The organism is Caballeronia sp. AZ10_KS36 (assembly GCF_023631105.1).
Taxonomy (GTDB): Bacteria; Pseudomonadota; Gammaproteobacteria; order Burkholderiales; family Burkholderiaceae; genus Caballeronia.
In genome coordinates, this window is the sequence record NZ_JALQDQ010000019.1 from 1 (window position 1) to 14,987 (window position 14,987).

17 protein-coding genes are annotated in these 14,987 nt (G+C 63.7%); 14 read left to right on the top strand and 3 right to left on the bottom strand.

Features of this window, described 5'->3' with window-relative positions; translation table 11 throughout:
- A partial coding sequence (locus NCR35_RS13420) for a hypothetical protein (protein ID WP_250534733.1) occupies positions 1–418 on the top strand: 418 nt, incomplete at its 5' end.
- On the opposite strand, the gene NCR35_RS13425 is transcribed toward NCR35_RS13420, so the two are convergent.
- Positions 405–1,181 (bottom strand): enoyl-CoA hydratase, encoded by a 777-nt coding sequence (locus tag NCR35_RS13425; RefSeq protein WP_250534734.1) that lies wholly within the window; start codon positions 1,179–1,181, stop codon positions 405–407. The genes NCR35_RS13420 and NCR35_RS13425 overlap by 14 nt on opposite strands.
- Before the next feature lie 137 nt (positions 1,182–1,318).
- On the opposite strand from NCR35_RS13425, the gene paaN reads away from it, so the two are divergent.
- The 4 genes from paaN to paaK all read left to right on the top strand — a co-directional run bounded on the left by paaN (position 1,319) and on the right by paaK (position 5,745).
- The gene (gene paaN / locus NCR35_RS13430; protein ID WP_250534735.1) at positions 1,319–3,028 is read left to right on the top strand and encodes a phenylacetic acid degradation protein PaaN; all 1,710 of its coding nucleotides are present in this window, start codon (positions 1,319–1,321) and stop codon (positions 3,026–3,028) included.
- A 129-nt stretch (positions 3,029–3,157) separates the two neighbouring features.
- Entirely contained in the window at positions 3,158–3,949 is a 792-nt protein-coding gene (gene paaG, locus NCR35_RS13435; RefSeq protein ID WP_250534736.1) for a 2-(1,2-epoxy-1,2-dihydrophenyl)acetyl-CoA isomerase PaaG, read from the top strand.
- 59 nt (positions 3,950–4,008) lie between these two features.
- Positions 4,009–4,395 carry a hydroxyphenylacetyl-CoA thioesterase PaaI gene (paaI, locus tag NCR35_RS13440; RefSeq protein WP_241269903.1) on the top strand — a complete coding sequence of 129 codons (387 nt, stop codon included), beginning with the start codon at positions 4,009–4,011 and terminating at the stop codon, positions 4,393–4,395.
- Between the two features lie 45 nt (positions 4,396–4,440).
- A complete protein-coding gene (gene paaK, locus NCR35_RS13445) occupies positions 4,441–5,745 on the top strand; it encodes a phenylacetate--CoA ligase PaaK (protein WP_250534737.1) in 1,305 nt (434 codons plus the stop codon).
- A 12-nt stretch (positions 5,746–5,757) separates the two neighbouring features.
- Here paaK and mltA read toward each other — a convergent pair whose 3' ends face one another.
- Entirely contained in the window at positions 5,758–6,921 is a 1,164-nt protein-coding gene (gene mltA / locus NCR35_RS13450) for a murein transglycosylase A (protein ID WP_502801672.1), read from the bottom strand.
- On the opposite strand from mltA, the gene NCR35_RS30080 reads away from it, so the two are divergent.
- Positions 6,920–7,069 (top strand): hypothetical protein, encoded by a 150-nt coding sequence (locus NCR35_RS30080; RefSeq protein ID WP_502800073.1) that lies wholly within the window; start codon positions 6,920–6,922, stop codon positions 7,067–7,069. The two genes, mltA and NCR35_RS30080, sit on opposite strands and share 2 nt — an antisense overlap.
- 26 nt (positions 7,070–7,095) lie before the next feature.
- On the opposite strand, the gene apaG is transcribed toward NCR35_RS30080, so the two are convergent.
- Positions 7,096–7,470, bottom strand: a complete 375-nt coding sequence (gene apaG / locus NCR35_RS13455; protein ID WP_250473135.1) for a Co2+/Mg2+ efflux facilitator ApaG/CorD — start codon at positions 7,468–7,470, stop codon at positions 7,096–7,098.
- A 263-nt stretch (positions 7,471–7,733) separates the two neighbouring features.
- Between apaG and rpe the strand changes: the two genes are divergently transcribed.
- The 8 genes from rpe (at position 7,734) to NCR35_RS13495 (ending at position 14,922) form a co-directional block, all read left to right on the top strand.
- On the top strand, positions 7,734–8,423 hold the full coding sequence (gene rpe / locus NCR35_RS13460) for a ribulose-phosphate 3-epimerase (protein WP_206467084.1): 690 nt from the start codon (positions 7,734–7,736) through the stop codon (positions 8,421–8,423).
- Complete coding sequence (gene gph, locus NCR35_RS13465; RefSeq protein ID WP_175946639.1) at positions 8,420–9,160, top strand: phosphoglycolate phosphatase; 741 nt, start codon at positions 8,420–8,422, stop codon at positions 9,158–9,160. Before rpe ends, gph begins: the two co-directional genes overlap by 4 nt.
- A gap of 408 nt (positions 9,161–9,568) precedes the next feature.
- The gene (gene trpE / locus NCR35_RS13470; RefSeq protein ID WP_244847305.1) at positions 9,569–11,065 is read left to right on the top strand and encodes an anthranilate synthase component I; all 1,497 of its coding nucleotides are present in this window, start codon (positions 9,569–9,571) and stop codon (positions 11,063–11,065) included.
- 12 nt (positions 11,066–11,077) lie between these two features.
- A complete protein-coding gene (locus tag NCR35_RS13475) occupies positions 11,078–11,662 on the top strand; it encodes an aminodeoxychorismate/anthranilate synthase component II (RefSeq protein ID WP_159837057.1) in 585 nt (194 codons plus the stop codon).
- A gap of 4 nt (positions 11,663–11,666) precedes the next feature.
- A complete protein-coding gene (gene trpD, locus NCR35_RS13480) occupies positions 11,667–12,698 on the top strand; it encodes an anthranilate phosphoribosyltransferase (RefSeq protein ID WP_244847307.1) in 1,032 nt (343 codons plus the stop codon).
- An 11-nt stretch (positions 12,699–12,709) separates the two neighbouring features.
- Positions 12,710–13,495, top strand: coding sequence for an indole-3-glycerol phosphate synthase TrpC (trpC, locus tag NCR35_RS13485; RefSeq protein WP_244847308.1), 786 nt, complete (start codon positions 12,710–12,712; stop codon positions 13,493–13,495).
- 12 nt (positions 13,496–13,507) lie between these two features.
- Positions 13,508–14,161 carry a CYTH domain-containing protein gene (locus NCR35_RS13490; RefSeq protein WP_250534739.1) on the top strand — a complete coding sequence of 218 codons (654 nt, stop codon included), beginning with the start codon at positions 13,508–13,510 and terminating at the stop codon, positions 14,159–14,161.
- On the top strand, positions 14,158–14,922 hold the full coding sequence (locus tag NCR35_RS13495) for a uracil-DNA glycosylase (protein ID WP_250534740.1): 765 nt from the start codon (positions 14,158–14,160) through the stop codon (positions 14,920–14,922). Before NCR35_RS13490 ends, NCR35_RS13495 begins: the two co-directional genes overlap by 4 nt.
- The last annotated feature ends 65 nt before the right edge of the window (positions 14,923–14,987 follow it).

The window sequence follows — 14,987 nt, forward strand, 5'->3', positions numbered from 1 at the left end:
AGATAAACCTTCCTCTGATACTTCGTGTGAGACTCTTGATACTTTCGCTTGCCCGGCTCCGAAGAACCGGCCGCACTCACCATCAAGCGCCCACACTTATCGGCTGTTAGTTTTTAAAGAGCAATCCGCCAAGACTTTCAACTTTACCGCACCGAGAACCTCGCTCAGCACCGCTTCGTCTTGCGTCGCTGCATCAGCAGCAGAGAAACGAGATTATGTACGTCGTTTCGGTCAGTGTCAACAAGTTTTTGAAGCATTTCACTCGTCAACCGCGCTTGGAACACTTCTTATCTTCCAAGCCCACCACGACACCACCTTTCCCGCTTCCTTCGCGTTCGTTGAATCGCGAAGGAACGGAATTCTAGTGACCGGGACGGCAATACGCAAGGGTCCCGCGCAAGAAATTATCGATGTTTGAACGCCGGTTTGCGCTTCTCGACAAACGCCGCCATTCCCTCCTTCTGATCCTCGGTCGCGAACAGCGAATGAAACAAACGCCGCTCGAAGTGGACGCCTTCGGCGAGCGTCGTCTCGTAGGCGCGGTTCACCGACTCCTTGGCCATCATCACCGCGGGCAACGAGAAGCCGGCGATGACGGTGGCAGCCTCGACAGCCTCGTCGAGCAGACGCTCCGCCCCGACCACGCGTGACACCAGTCCCGCACGCTCGGCTTCGGCGGCATCCATCATTCGCGCCGTAAGGCACATGTCCATCGCTTTTGCCTTTGACACGGCACGCGGCAACCGCTGGGTGCCACCCGCTCCCGGAATCACCCCGAGCTTTATTTCAGGCTGACCGAACTTCGCCGTGTCCGCCGCGATGACGATGTCGCACATCATGGCCAACTCGCAGCCGCCGCCGAGCGCGAACCCGGCCACCGCCGCGATGACCGGCTTTCGAATGGACCGGATCGTCTCCCAGTTTCGCGTGATGTAGTCGCCTTTGAAGACGTCCATATAGGAATACTTGGCCATCATGCCGATGTCCGCGCCCGCCGCAAAAGCCTTCTCACTGCCGGTCAGCACGATCGCGCCGATGTCGTCGTCCGCATCGAACGCCTTCAGGGCCGCGCCGAGTTCATCCATTAACGCGTCGTTCAGCGCGTTCAGCGCCTTCGGACGATTCAGCGTAACCAGTCCTACCCGCCCGCGTGTCTCGACCAGCAGATTCTCGTAAGTCATGCGCTCCTCCTAGCGATCCTCAGGTAAGCCCTAATGAAAAGACCTCTTCTCCGTCATCTCGATAATGCTAACATCACCAACCAACCGGTCGGTCAATTAATCCGGCCGCGACGTCCTTCACTTCCGTTCTCGCGACCATGACACATCCGCTATTCACTAAGCATGAGGCGATGCTCGACAAAGCTCTCGCCGCCATCGAAACCCGCGGCTACTGGAGCCCGTTCGCCGAAATGCCCAGTCCCAAAGTGTACGGGGAAACCGCCAACGCGGACGGAGAAGCGACGTTCAAGGCGCACCTCGGCAAGACGTTCGAGCTGGACCAACCGTCGACGGGCGAAACCGTCGGCAAAGAGCAATCGCCTTTCGGCATCGCGCTCGATATTCGCTATCCGAAGGCGGACCCGGACGCGCTCATTCACGCCGCTGCGAAAGCGCAAGCCGAATGGCGCGCCGCCGGGCCGCAGGCTTGGGTCGGCGTGAGCCTCGAGATCCTGTCACGTCTGAATCGCGCGAGCTTCGAGATCGGCTACAGCGTGATGCACACCACCGGACAGGCTTTCATGATGGCCTTCCAAGCAGGCGGCCCGCACGCGCAGGACCGCGCGCTCGAGGCCGTGGTCTACGCCTGGGACCAGTTGCGCCGGATTCCTGCCGAAGCGCACTGGGAAAAGCCGCAGGGCAAGAATCCGCCGCTCGCCATGCAGAAGCGTTACACCGTCGTGCCTCGCGGCACGGGGCTCGTGCTCGGCTGCTGCACCTTCCCGACGTGGAATGGATACCCCGGCCTCTTCGCGGATCTCGCCACCGGCAACGCCGTTATCGTCAAACCACACCCCGGTGCGATCCTGCCGCTGGCAATCACCGTCCGAATCGCCCGCGAGGTGCTTCGCGAAGCGGGCTTCGATCCCAACATCGTCACGCTGCTCGCAACTGAACCGGACGATGGCGCACTCGTTCAGCAGCTCGCGGTTCGCCCCGAGATCAAGCTCATCGACTTCACCGGTAGCACGCAAAACGGCACCTGGCTCGAGCGCAATGCGCATCAGGCTCAGGTCTACACCGAGAAGGCGGGCGTCAATCAGATCGTCATCGATTCCGTCGACGACATGAAAGCCGCCGCCCGCAATATCGCGTTCTCGCTCGCGCTTTACTCCGGCCAAATGTGCACCGCGCCGCAAAACATCTATGTGCCGCGCGACGGCATCCGTACCGCCGACGGTCACCTGAGCTTCGACGATGTCGCGAAGTCGCTCGCCAGCGCGGTCGAGAAGCTGACCTCCGATCCGGCGCGCGCCGTCGAACTGATCGGCGCAATCCAGAACGAAGGCGTCGTCGCGCGCATTGCCGAGGCGCGTGGAATTGGCGAGGTGCTGCTCGATAGCCAGATACTCGCCCATCCGGTTTTCCCCGACGCACGCATTCATACGCCTCTCGTGCTAAAGATGGACGCGCGCTCCGACCAAGCGAAGTTCACCAACGAATGGTTCGGGCCCATCTCGTTCGTCATCGCAACGGATTCGACCGCGCACTCCCTCGACCTCGCCGGCTCGATCGCTCAGGAGCACGGCGCGCTCACGTTGTCCGTCTACAGCACCGACGACGCCGTTATTCACTCCGCGCATGAGGCCGCGATACGCGGGGGCGTCGCGCTTTCAATCAATCTGACCGGTGGCGTGTTCGTCAATCAGTCGACCGCGTTTTCGGACTTCCACGGCACCGGCGCGAACCCGGCCGCCAACGCTGCGCTCGCGGATGCCGCCTTCGTCGCGAATCGCTTCCGCGTTGTCCAGAGTCGGGTCCATGTTGCGCCGAAAGCAACGCCCGCGGAAGCTGACCAAACGGCATAGGCGAAAACGACAAGCCGCGAAACCGTGCAATCGGCTTATGCCGTTCGGCCGAATGGAAAGCGGCGTGCAGCACGTCTAGTATCGGCGGGTGAGTGAGCAACGCAGCCGGCACGTGCCCAAGGAGATGCCATGTCAGAGAAGTCTGTCCTGTACCACATCGACGGCGATACGCGCGTCGCGACCATTACGCTGAACCGCCCGGACAAGCTGAACAGTTTCACGCGCGAGATGCACGGCCATCTCAGCCACGCGCTCACGGAGATCGAGGCCAGCAACGCGCGCGCGGTCGTCATCACGGGCGCGGGGCGCGGCTTCTGTGCGGGGCAGGACTTGGCCGACCTCGACTTCACGCCCGGTTCGATGTCCGATCTCGGCGAGCTGATCGACGCGCACTTCAATCCGCTCGTGCGTCGCCTGCAGACGATGCCGCTTCCCGTCATCGCAGCCGTCAACGGCACGGCCGCCGGCGCGGGAGCGAATCTGGCGATGGCGTGCGACATCGTCATCGCCGCGCGCTCGGCGAGCTTCATCCAGGCATTCGTGAAGATCGGCCTCGTTCCCGATTCGGGCGGGACGTGGCTGCTGCCGCGCCGCGTCGGCGAAGCGCGGGCCCTCGCCCTCGCGCTCACCGGCGAGAAATTGAGCGCGGATAAGGCGGAAACCTGGGGCATCGTGTGGCGGGTCGTCGAAGACGGTGAATTGCAGCAGGCAGCCGCGCAACTGGCGGCGCAACTCGCGCAACAGCCGGCGCGCGCAGTGGCCGCAATCAAACAACTGATGCGTGCGAGCGCGAACAACACGTTCGACGCCCAGCTCCATCTCGAACGCGACATTCAGCGCGAACTCGGCGCATCGCCCGACTATGTCGAAGGCGTCGCTGCGTTCAAGGAGAAGCGCGCGCCGCGCTTCGAGGGCCTGTAAGACCATTACCGGAGAGACCTGTGACGCCTCAACAGCTTGCGGAAGCCACCGCCAAGGCCATGTACGAAGCGGACGCTTGCTCGCGCGCGCTCGGCATCGAGTTGATCGAAGTGCGCCCCGGCTACGCGCGCCTGCAGATGAACGTCCGTCCGGACTTTCTCAACGGTCACGCCATCTGCCACGGCGGTCTCATCTTCACGCTTGCGGATTCCGCGTTCGCTTTCGCGTGCAATTCGTACAACGTGAGCACGGTCGCGGCGGGCTGCTCGATTGAGTTCTTGCGGCCCGTGCAAGGCGGCGACCGGCTGACTGCGGAGGCGGTCGAACAGACATTGAGCGGACGCGCCGGCATCTACGACATCCGCGTGACGAACCGCGATAGCGAAACCGTGGCGATGTTTCGCGGCAAGTCGGCACAAATCAAGGGAACCGTGATTCCCGTCTGACGGGCCGTCCAGCGCACCGAGACAGCGAGCATGAAGGAGACACCGATGACCACAGCATTGCCGCTCGATCCGATCGAAAAGGCGAGCCGCGACGAACTCGTCGCGCTGCAACTGCAACGCCTGAAATGGACGCTCAAGCACGCCTACGAGAACTCGCCGGTCTATAGGCGCAAGTTCGACGAAGGGGGCGTGCATCCCGACGAAGTGCAATCCCTCGCCGATCTCGCGCGGTTTCCGTTCACGACCAAGAAGGACTTGCGCGACAACTATCCGTTCGGCATGTTCGCCGTGCCGCAAGAGCGTGTCGCGCGCATTCACGCGTCGTCGGGAACCACGGGCAAGCCGACTGTCGTCGGCTACACCGCGGCAGATATCGACACGTGGGCGGATCTAGTCGCGCGTTCGATTCGCGCAGCGGGCGCGCGGCGCGGCGACAAGGTGCACGTGAGCTATGGCTACGGCCTCTTCACCGGCGGGCTCGGCGCGCACTACGGCGCCGAACGCGCGGGGCTGACCGTGATCCCGTTCGGCGGCGGGCAAACCGAGAAGCAGGTGCAACTCATTCAGGACTTCCGGCCCGACATCATCATGGTCACGCCGAGCTACATGCTGTCCATCGCGGACGAGCTCGAGCGGCAAGGCTTCGATCCGTCGAACTCGTCACTGCGCATCGGCATTTTCGGGGCGGAGCCGTGGACGAACGACATGCGCCATGCCATCGAGCAACGCATGGGTATCGATGCCGTGGACATCTACGGATTGTCGGAGGTCATGGGACCGGGCGTCGCGTCCGAGTGCGCCGAGACCAAGGACGGCCCGACGATCTGGGAAGATCACTTCTATCCAGAGATCATCGATCCCGAAACGGGCGAAGTCCTGCCCGATGGCGAATTCGGCGAGCTTGTGTTCACGTCGCTCACGAAGGAAGCGTTGCCGATCATCCGCTATCGCACACGCGATCTGACGCGCCTTTTGCCCGGCACCGCACGCACGATGCGCCGCATGGAGAAGATCACCGGCCGCTCCGACGACATGATGATCGTGCGCGGCGTCAACGTGTTCCCGACGCAGATCGAGGAATTGCTGCTGAAGCGTCCGGTGCTGGCGCCGCACTATCAGATCGTGCTGACGAAGGACGGCCCGCTCGACGTGCTGACGCTCAACTGCGAGCCGTGTCCCGAGTCGGCACAGGATGTCGCCGCGCTGGAAAGCGCGAAGACCGCGCTTGCCTACGACATCAAGGCGCTGATCGGCGTGAGCGCGGTCGTGAACGTCCTTGCGGTCAATGGCATAGAGCGGTCGGTCGGCAAGGCGCGGCGTGTAGTCGACAAGCGCAAGTTAAGCGCGTAAGCGTCCCTGCGTTCAGGAGTTCGGCATCAGCAGCCACATCCGGCCGCCCTGCTTCATACGCCCGGCAAGGTCGCCGGCGTTGTCGCCGAGGCCCCAGAAATAATCGGCGCGCACGCCGCCCTTGATCGCCGTGCCGGTGTCCTGCGCGAAGACGAGGCGGTTCATCGGCTGGTTGCTGAGCGGCCGCGTGGTTTGCAGGAACACGGGCGTGCCGAGCGGAATGGCGGACGGATCGACAGCAATCGAACGTTCGGGTGTGAGCGGCACGCCGAGCGCGCCGACGGGACCATCGCCGAGACTCGCGCTCATCACGTCGTTCGCGGGCATCTCGCGAAAGAACACGAAGCGCGGATTCACGTCGAGCAGCGCATCGACGCGCGCCGGGTTCGCCTTTGCCCAGGCCTTGATGCCCTGCATCGTCGCCTGCGCGGGCGTGAGTTCGCCGCGATCGAGCAATTCCTTGCCGATGGATCGGTACGGCTGGTTGTTCGTCCCGCCGAAGCCCACGCGCATGACGCTGCCGTCTTCCATCACGATGCGCCCCGACCCCTGCACTTGCAGGAAGAACGCTTCGATCGGGTCGTCGACCCACACGAGTTCGTTGCCGTTCAGCACGCCGGAGCGTTCGAGCTGCGCGCGCGCCGGCAGCGCGGAGCCAGGCTTGTACCGATACGGCCAGCGGTACAACGCGTACTGATACGCCCCATGGCGCGTGCGCGAACCGCGCAGCAACGGCTCGTAATAGCCGGTCACGAGGCCGTCGACGGTGCCGTCCGTATTAGCGAGCTGGAACGGCGTGAAATACGCTTCGAAGAAACTGCGCGCCGCCGACATGTCCAGATCGTCGAGGCTTTGCGCCGCCGCGCAGGCCTTCTGCCATCCGGGCTGGCGCGCGAGCCGGCTGCAGTTTTGTCGCAGCGCAGCCGTCGCGCCGATCAGGCTATCGTCCTGCCAGCCGGGAACCTGCTGCCAACTGACCGCGGTCAGTCGCGACGACGCGCGCTGGCCCGTGGTGATGGGGGTGCCGCCCGCCGTGCTCGGCCCCGGCTTCACGTAACTGCCGCCGCCGCACGAGGCGAGCAGCACGGCCGTTGCAATCGACGCGGCCCAGGCCGCTCCTCGCGCGGCGCGTGGCGCTAACCGCATACAATGCTCGTTCTTGATGGGAACCGCCATGTCTGATCTGTTCGACGAATATCCAATGCTGATCTTCGCGCTCGAGGCGCTCGTGGCGCTCGGGCTCTTGATTTTCATCGTCGCGTGGACGGCTTCAGGCAAAAAGAAACACCAGAACCGCGCGAACGACTCGGCCAAACGCCGCTAACTTGCGCTTGCCCGCTGCTTGCCCAGTCAGTGCAGCGTGCGCGGCACGTGCAGCGCGAATTCCGCGATAGGCGCTTCGAAGCGTTCGCCGTCGTCCGCCACGCAAAAATACTCGCCGCGCATGGTGCCCACCGGCGTCGCGATCACAGCCCAGCTCGTATATTCGAACTGCTCGCCCGGCGCAAGCAGCGGCTGCTGCCCGACCACGCCCAGTCCCTTCACTTCCTGGACCTGGTTGTCGCTATCCGTGATGATCCAGTGACGCGAAATCAACTGAGCCGTCACGTGGCCCGTATTGCGGATCGTCAACGTGTAGGCGAAGGCGTATTGGCGGCTGTCCGGGTCGGACTGCTCGGGCATATATCGCGTCTCGACGGACACGGTGAATTCGTACTGGCTCATCGTCGTTCCAAGTCAATTCATCGCTGCGCTGCGCAAAAACAGCGCGCGGGTGCGCCGCTACTGGTCAGGCATTCTGCTTGATGCAGCCCGCGCCCGCAACACGGACGGGGCCTTGCGCGCGTTTTCCGCGCCGTCAAGCTGGCCGTCCGGCCGACTTACGCCAAAGACAACGCGCGTTAGAATCACGCTTCAGACCGTCGGCTGCACGCTCGGCCGCGCGAATCGAGTCTCCTGGTCCCTGCGGCCTCAAACCGGATACGTCCATGGCGCAATTTCACATCGCTCCCAGCATCCTTTCCGCCGACTTCTCGCGGCTCGGCGAGGAAGTCCGCAACGTCGTCGCCGCGGGAGCCGACTGGATTCATTTCGACGTGATGGACAACCATTACGTGCCGAATCTCACGATTGGCCCGATGGTGTGCGAAGCCATTCGTCCGCACACGGAAGTGCCTATCGACGTGCATCTGATGGTGCGGCCGGTGGATCGCATCGTGCCCGATTTCGCGAAAGCCGGCGCGAACGTGATCAGCTTTCACCCGGAAGGTTCCGACCACATCGATCGCACGCTTTCGCTCATTCGCGACCACGGCTGCAAGGCGGGTCTCGTCTTCAATCCCGCAACGCCGCTGAATTATCTCGATCACGTGATGGACCGGCTCGATCTCGTGCTGATCATGTCGGTGAATCCGGGCTTCGGCGGGCAGTCGTTCATTCCGGAAGCACTCAACAAGCTGCGCGAAGCGCGGGCGCGCATCGATGCGTACCGCGAGCGCACGGGCCGCGAGATTCATCTGGAAATCGACGGCGGCGTGAAAGTGGACAACATCGCGGAAATCGCAGCGGCCGGGGCGGACACGTTCGTCGCGGGCTCGGCCATTTTCGGCAAGCACGACTACAAGCAGGTCATCGACGCCATGCGCGCCGAACTGGCCAAATCGGGAGCGCAGCAATGAGCGACGTCATCGCGCCCCCGCCGGCATTCACGAACCGCCCTATCCGCGCCGCGATCATCGATCTGGACGGCACGATGGTCGACACCGCCGACGACTTCGTCGCCGCGCTCAACGGCATGCTCACGCGCGTCGGCATCGACCAGCCCGCCACGCGGGAAGAAGTCGTCGGCTACATCGGCAAGGGTTCGGAAAACCTGATCCGCAGCGTGCTCGGCGCGCGCCTGCCGCACCCGCAGGCCACCGCTCAGTTCGACGACGCCCTCGCCACCTATCAGAGCGAATACGCGAAGATCAACGGCAAGCATTCGACGCTCTTCCCCGAAGTCGAGGCAGGGCTCGAAGCCATGCGCGAACTCGGCATTGCGCTCGCGTGCGTCACGAACAAGCCGCATCGCTTCGCGGTGGAATTGCTGTCGCACTTCGGCATCGCGCAGTACTTCAAGGTCATTCTCGGCGGCGATTCCGTGCCGTTGAAGAAACCCGATCCGCTGCCGATGCTCACCGCATGCGAGCGGCTGGACGTGCTGCCGCGCGAGACGGTGGCAGTCGGCGATTCCGAAAACGACGCGCTCGCGGGCCGCGCCGCCGGCATGGCGACGCTCACGGTGCCCTACGGTTACAACCATGGGAAAGCCGTGCAATCGGTGAAATCCGATGGTATAGTTTCCTCGCTGCGCGCGGCCGCTTCGGCAATCGCTGCCACGCTCGCGCCGCCGAACACCACACTGACTGAATAGTCCATCTCTCATGTTTCTCAACAGAAAACGGAGTCTGAGCAGCATCGACCGGGGAGCCTGGCCCTGGCGTCGCTGGTCGCGCTAACCTCGCCCGAGGTACGCTGAAGTGACGTTGCGTTCTGCTTCACTCGCTTCAGCAGCCGTTTTTTGTTTCGCTGCGCATCCCCGCGCCGTTTCCGTTGATTGGTCGTACATCTCGTACATCGAGCCTTGCTTCGGCATGCGCCGTCTAGCGTCGCGCGCGGCATGTGCCGTACGCGCAGGCCGCCCACGTGACATCGAACTAGTTCGGTGCCGCGCGGCCAAGCTGCATCGACCGACAATCCGGCAAACGAGCCGCCCGCAGCGCCGTAAGCATCCCCTTTGACGCGCCCTGACAAAACGAACGCGTCGCTCAAGGACAGCAAGATGACCGAACTCGAATTCCAATCGCTGGCGAACGAAGGCTACAACCGCATTCCGCTGATCGCCGAAGCCCTCGCCGACCTCGAAACGCCGCTCTCGCTCTACCTCAAGCTCGCCCAGAGCGAGCGCAATGGCGCGAACTCCTTCCTGCTGGAATCGGTTGTCGGCGGGGAGCGGTTCGGGCGTTATTCGTTCATCGGCTTGCCGGCCCGCACGACGGTGCGCGTGCAGAACGGCGTGTCGCAAGTGGTCACCGACGGTACGGTTACCGAAACCGACGAAGGCGATCCGCTCGCGTTCATCGAACGTTTCCAGAAACGCTTCAAAGTGGCCATGCGCCCCGGCCTGCCGCGCTTCTGCGGCGGTCTCGCAGGATACTTCGGTTACGACGCGGTTCGCTACATCGAAAAGAAGCTCGCCGATACGGCCCCGCGCGACGACCTCAACCTGCCCGACATCCAGTTGCTGCTGACCGAAGAAGTCGCGGTCATCGACAATCTCGCGGGCAAGCTCTATCTCATCGTCTATGCAGACCCGACGAAGCCCGAAGCGTATGCAAAGGCGAAGCACCGTCTGCGCGAGTTGCGCGGCCGTCTGCGCGCGACGGTCCAGCCGCCAGTGACATCGGCGAGCGTGCGCACGGAGACGTATCGCGAGTTCGCGAAAGAGGACTATCTCAACGCCGTTCGTCGCGCGAAGGAGTACATCGCGGCGGGCGAGCTCATGCAGGTGCAAGTCGGCCAGCGTCTGATCAAGCCGTTCCGCGACAATCCGCTTTCGCTGTATCGCGCGTTGCGGTCGCTGAATCCGTCGCCGTACATGTACTACTACAACTTCGGCGGCGACGTTCACGTGGTCGGCGCATCGCCCGAAATTCTCGTGCGTCAGGAAAAGCGCGCCGAGGACCGTATCGTCACCATTCGCCCGCTCGCCGGCACGCGGCCGCGCGGCAACACGCCCGAGCGCGACGCCGAACTCGCCACCGAACTGCTGAACGATCCGAAGGAAATCGCCGAACACGTGATGTTGATCGACCTCGCGCGTAACGACGTGGGCCGTATCGCCGAGACGGGCTCGGTCGCGGTGACGGACAAAATGATCATCGAGAAGTACTCGCACGTTCAGCACATCGTGAGCTCGGTCGAAGGCCGACTCAAGCCCGGCATGAATAACTTCGACGTGCTTCGCGCGACGTTCCCCGCCGGCACGCTTTCCGGCGCACCGAAAGTCCGCGCGATGGAACTCATCGACGAACTCGAACCCGTCAAGCGCGGGCTGTACGGCGGCGCCGTCGGCTATCTGTCGTTCAGCGGCGAAATGGATCTGGCCATTGCCATTCGCACGGGTCTCATCCACAAGGGCAATCTATACGTGCAGGCCGCGGCGGGCGTCGTCGCGGACAGCGTGCCCGAATCGGAATGGCAAGAGACGGAGAACAAGGCGCGCGCCGTACTGCGCGCGGCCGAGCAAGTGCAAGACGGCCTCGACAGCGACTTCTGAGGAGACAAGACCATGCTGCTGATGATCGACAACTACGATTCGTTCACCTATAACCTGGTCCAGTACTTCGGCGAGCTCGGCGAGGACGTGCGCACGTATCGCAACGACGAAATCACGCTCGACCAGATCGCGGAGCTGCAACCCGAGCGCATCTGTCTCTCGCCGGGTCCAAGCAATCCGCAGCACGCGGGCATCACGCTCGACGTGCTGCGCGAATTTTCCGGCAAGCTGCCGATTCTCGGCGTCTGCCTCGGCCATCAGGCGATCGGCGAGGCATTCGGCGGGCGCGTCGTGCGCGCGCAGACCATCATGCACGGCAAGGTGAGCCAGATCGAGACGGACTGCAAGGGCGTCTTCTCCGATCTGCCGAAGCACTTCAACGTCACGCGCTATCACTCGCTCGCCATCGAGCGCGAGTCGTTGCCGGACTGCCTCGAAGTGTCGGCGTGGACGGCGGACGGCGAAATCATGGGCGTGCGCCACAAGGAACTCGCCGTGGAAGGCGTGCAGTTCCACCCGGAATCCATTCTTTCCGAGCACGGCCACGCGCTGCTCGAAAACTTCGTGAAGAACACGGCGTCCGGCAAGCGGGCTTAAGACCATGACGATCACTGCACAAGAAGCCCTGCAACGCACCATCGAGCATCGCGAAATCTTTCACGACGAAATGCTGCATCTCATGCGCCAGATCATGCGCGCCGAGATGTCGCCCGTGATGGCCGCCGCGATCATCACCGGCTTGCGCGTGAAGAAGGAAACCATCGGCGAGATCGCGGCGGCGGCGACCGTCATGCGCGAGTTCGCCAATCACGTCGACGTGGCGGACAACTCCAATTTCGTCGATATCGTCGGCACCGGCGGCGACGGCTCGCATACTTTCAACATCTCCACGGCGTCGATGTTCGTCACGGCAGCGGCCGGCGCGAAGGTGGCCAAGCACGGCAATCGCGGCGTGTCGAGCAAGTCGGGCAGCGCGGACGTGCTCGAAGCACTCGGCGTCAACATCGACCTCACGCCGGAGCAAGTGGCCGCCTCCATTGCCGAAACCGGCATGGGCTTCATGTTCGCGCCGAATCATCATCCGGCCATGAAGAACATCGCGGCCGTGCGGCGCGAACTCGGCGTGCGAACCATCTTCAATATTCTCGGGCCGCTCACGAATCCGGCGAGCGCGCCCAACCAGCTTCAGGGCGTGTTCCACGAAGACCTCGTCGGCATTCAGGTTCGCGTGATGCAGCGGCTCGGCGCGAAACACGTGCTCGTCGTGCACGGCAAGGACGGCATGGACGAAGTCTCGCTCGGCGCGGCGACGAAAGTCGGCGAACTGAGGCACGGCGAAGTGCGCGAGTACGAGATTCATCCGGAAGATTTCGGCTTGCAGATGGTCTCGAACCGGTCGCTCAAAGTGCAGGACGCGCAGGAGTCGAAGGCCATGCTGCTCGGCGCGCTGAACAACAAGGCGGGCGTCGCGCGCGAGATCGTCATACTGAACGCGGGCGCGGCGCTCTACGCCGCCGACAGGTGCGAATCGATCGCCGACGGCATGACCGCCGCGCGCGAAGCCATCGAAAGCGGTGCGGCGCGCGAGAAGGTCGAGGCCTTGGTACGCTTCACGCAGCAATTCACGAAATAACGGAACCCATCATGAGCGACATTCTCGATCGCATCATCGCGGTCAAGCGCGAGGAAGTTCGCGCCGCCGAACAGAGCGCGCCGCTTGAAGAGCTGAAGCTCGAAGCGAGCGCGCGGGACCTGCGCGATTTCGTCGGCGCATTGCGCGCGAAGCACGCCGCCGGACAAGCCGCGGTGATCGCCGAAGTGAAGAAGGCGAGCCCGTCGAAAGGCGTGATACGCGAGGACTTCGTGCCCGCCGACATCGCGCGTTCGTACGAGAAAGGCGGCGCCGCGTGCCTCTCCGTGCTCACCGACGTGCAGTTCTTCAAAGGCAGCGTCGCGTATCTGGAAGAGGCGCGCGCCGCGTGCAGCCTGCCGGTGCTGCGCAAGGACTTCATCGTCGATCCGTATCAAGTGATCGAAGCTCGCGCGATGGGCGCGGACTGCATCTTGCTGATCGCAGCAGCACTGGAACTCTCGCAGATGCAGGACCTGGAAGCGTATGCGCATTCGCTCGGTCTCGCGGTCCTCGTCGAAGTCCACGACACCGACGAACTGCGCGACGCGCTCACGCTCAAGACGCCGCTCATCGGCATCAACAACCGCAATCTGCGCACGTTCCAGACGACGATCGACACGACCATCGGCATGCTCGAATCCATGCCGGACGACCGTATCGTGGTGACGGAATCGGGCATCCTGTCGCGTCTCGACGTCGAGCGGCTGCGCGCGATGCGCGTGAACACCTTCCTCGTCGGCGAGGCGTTCATGCGCGCCGACGACCCGGGCGCGGAACTCGCCCGCATGTTCTTCTAACCGGACTGCATCGTGGGAATCGAACGCGAAATCAAGCTGGCGCTGCCGCCGTCGCAACACGACGACGTGGCGCGTTTCTTCGACGAACGCGCCGGCGCGGGCAGGCCGTTCGATCTGGGCAACGTGTACTTCGATACGCCTCAGCTCGCGCTCGCCGAGGCCAAGGCCGCGCTGCGCCTGCGCCGCGCGCCGGACGAATGGCTGCAAACCTACAAGACGCTCGGCGAATCGCGCGCGGGCATGCACAGCCGCCACGAATGGGAAATGCCGGTGAAAGGCGAGGCGCTCGAAATCGACGCGCTGCTCGCCGCCTGCGACGACGAAGCCGCCCGCGAGGCGCTCGAAGCCGCCGCGCCGGAACTGGTCGCGCTGTTTCGCACGGACTACCGGCGCATCGTGTGGGACGTCGAGCATGAGGGCGCGCAGATCGAAGTGGCGCTCGATCTCGGCGAAGTGACGGCGGACGTCGACGGCGAAACGCGTCGCGCGGAAATCAGTGAACTGGAGTTCGAGTTGAAGTCCGGTAACGAACACGCGCTGGAAACGCTTTCCGCCGAAGTGCGCGGCGCGTTTCCCGAACTCGTTCCCGAAGATCTGAGCAAGGCGCAGCGCGGCTACCGGCTGCGCGAGCAGCCGCAAAGCGGTATTCAAGACGCCGAAGCATGAATCGCCAGTCTTCCCTCTTTGCGGAGCCGGACAGCGCGACGGACGCGCCCGCGTTCACCACGCTCGAAAGCCAGTTCGACGCGCTACCCGCCGACTGGCGGCGGCATCTGATGCCGTTCATCGAAAGCCGGCGCTACGCGACGCTCTGCGCGTTCGTGGATGCGGAGCGCGCCGCCGGCAAGACCGTCTATCCCGCCGACGTTTTTCGCGCACTGCGTCTGACGCGCCCCGGCGACGTCAAAGTGATCATTCTCGGCCAGGACCCGTATCACGGCGAAGACAAGGGCGCGCCGCAAGCGCACGGTCTCGCGTTTTCGGTGCCCGCGCCGGTGCGCCCGCCGCCGTCGCTGCGCAACATCTTCAAGGAAATTCAGGCGAGTCTCGGCTTCGCGGCGCCGTCGCATGGGTGTCTCGATGCCTGGGCGAAGCAAGGCGTGCTGCTTCTGAACACGTCGCTCACCGTCGAGCGCGACAAGGCGGGCAGCCACGCGAAGCGCGGCTGGGAGCAATGCACCGACACGCTCATCCACGAGATGGCGCTGCGGCACGACGGCCTCGTGTTCATGCTGTGGGGCGCGCACGCACAAGCCAAGCGCGGGTTGATCGAGGGCACCGGCAAGGCGCATTGCGTGCTGGAAGCGCCGCATCCGTCGCCGCTTTCCGCGCATCGCGGATTTCTCGGCTGCGGGCATTTCGCGCGGGCGAATGCGTATCTCGTCGAACACGGACGAGCGCCGATCGACTGGCGTTTGCCCGACTAACGCCGCCTGCATGAAAAAACCCGCTGCATCCGAGGACGCAGCGGGTTTTCTTATCGACTAGAACG

What these genes read in the sequence shown, in the direction of transcription:
- NCR35_RS13425 (WP_250534734.1), bottom strand. Translation starts at nt 1,181, where the DNA reads ATGACTTACGAGAATCTGCTGGTCGAGACACGCGGGCGGGTAGGACTG.
- paaN (WP_250534735.1), top strand. Translation starts at nt 1,319, where the DNA reads ATGACACATCCGCTATTCACTAAGCATGAGGCGATGCTCGACAAAGCT.
- paaG (WP_250534736.1), top strand. Translation starts at nt 3,158, where the DNA reads ATGTCAGAGAAGTCTGTCCTGTACCACATCGACGGCGATACGCGCGTC.
- paaI (WP_241269903.1), top strand. Translation starts at nt 4,009, where the DNA reads ATGTACGAAGCGGACGCTTGCTCGCGCGCGCTCGGCATCGAGTTGATC.
- paaK (WP_250534737.1), top strand. Translation starts at nt 4,441, where the DNA reads ATGACCACAGCATTGCCGCTCGATCCGATCGAAAAGGCGAGCCGCGAC.
- NCR35_RS30080 (WP_502800073.1), top strand. Translation starts at nt 6,920, where the DNA reads ATGTCTGATCTGTTCGACGAATATCCAATGCTGATCTTCGCGCTCGAG.
- mltA (WP_502801672.1), bottom strand. Translation starts at nt 6,921, where the DNA reads ATGGCGGTTCCCATCAAGAACGAGCATTGTATGCGGTTAGCGCCACGC.
- apaG (WP_250473135.1), bottom strand. Translation starts at nt 7,470, where the DNA reads ATGAGCCAGTACGAATTCACCGTGTCCGTCGAGACGCGATATATGCCC.
- rpe (WP_206467084.1), top strand. Translation starts at nt 7,734, where the DNA reads ATGGCGCAATTTCACATCGCTCCCAGCATCCTTTCCGCCGACTTCTCG.
- gph (WP_175946639.1), top strand. Translation starts at nt 8,420, where the DNA reads ATGAGCGACGTCATCGCGCCCCCGCCGGCATTCACGAACCGCCCTATC.
- trpE (WP_244847305.1), top strand. Translation starts at nt 9,569, where the DNA reads ATGACCGAACTCGAATTCCAATCGCTGGCGAACGAAGGCTACAACCGC.
- NCR35_RS13475 (WP_159837057.1), top strand. Translation starts at nt 11,078, where the DNA reads ATGCTGCTGATGATCGACAACTACGATTCGTTCACCTATAACCTGGTC.
- trpD (WP_244847307.1), top strand. Translation starts at nt 11,667, where the DNA reads ATGACGATCACTGCACAAGAAGCCCTGCAACGCACCATCGAGCATCGC.
- trpC (WP_244847308.1), top strand. Translation starts at nt 12,710, where the DNA reads ATGAGCGACATTCTCGATCGCATCATCGCGGTCAAGCGCGAGGAAGTT.
- NCR35_RS13495 (WP_250534740.1), top strand. Translation starts at nt 14,158, where the DNA reads ATGAATCGCCAGTCTTCCCTCTTTGCGGAGCCGGACAGCGCGACGGAC.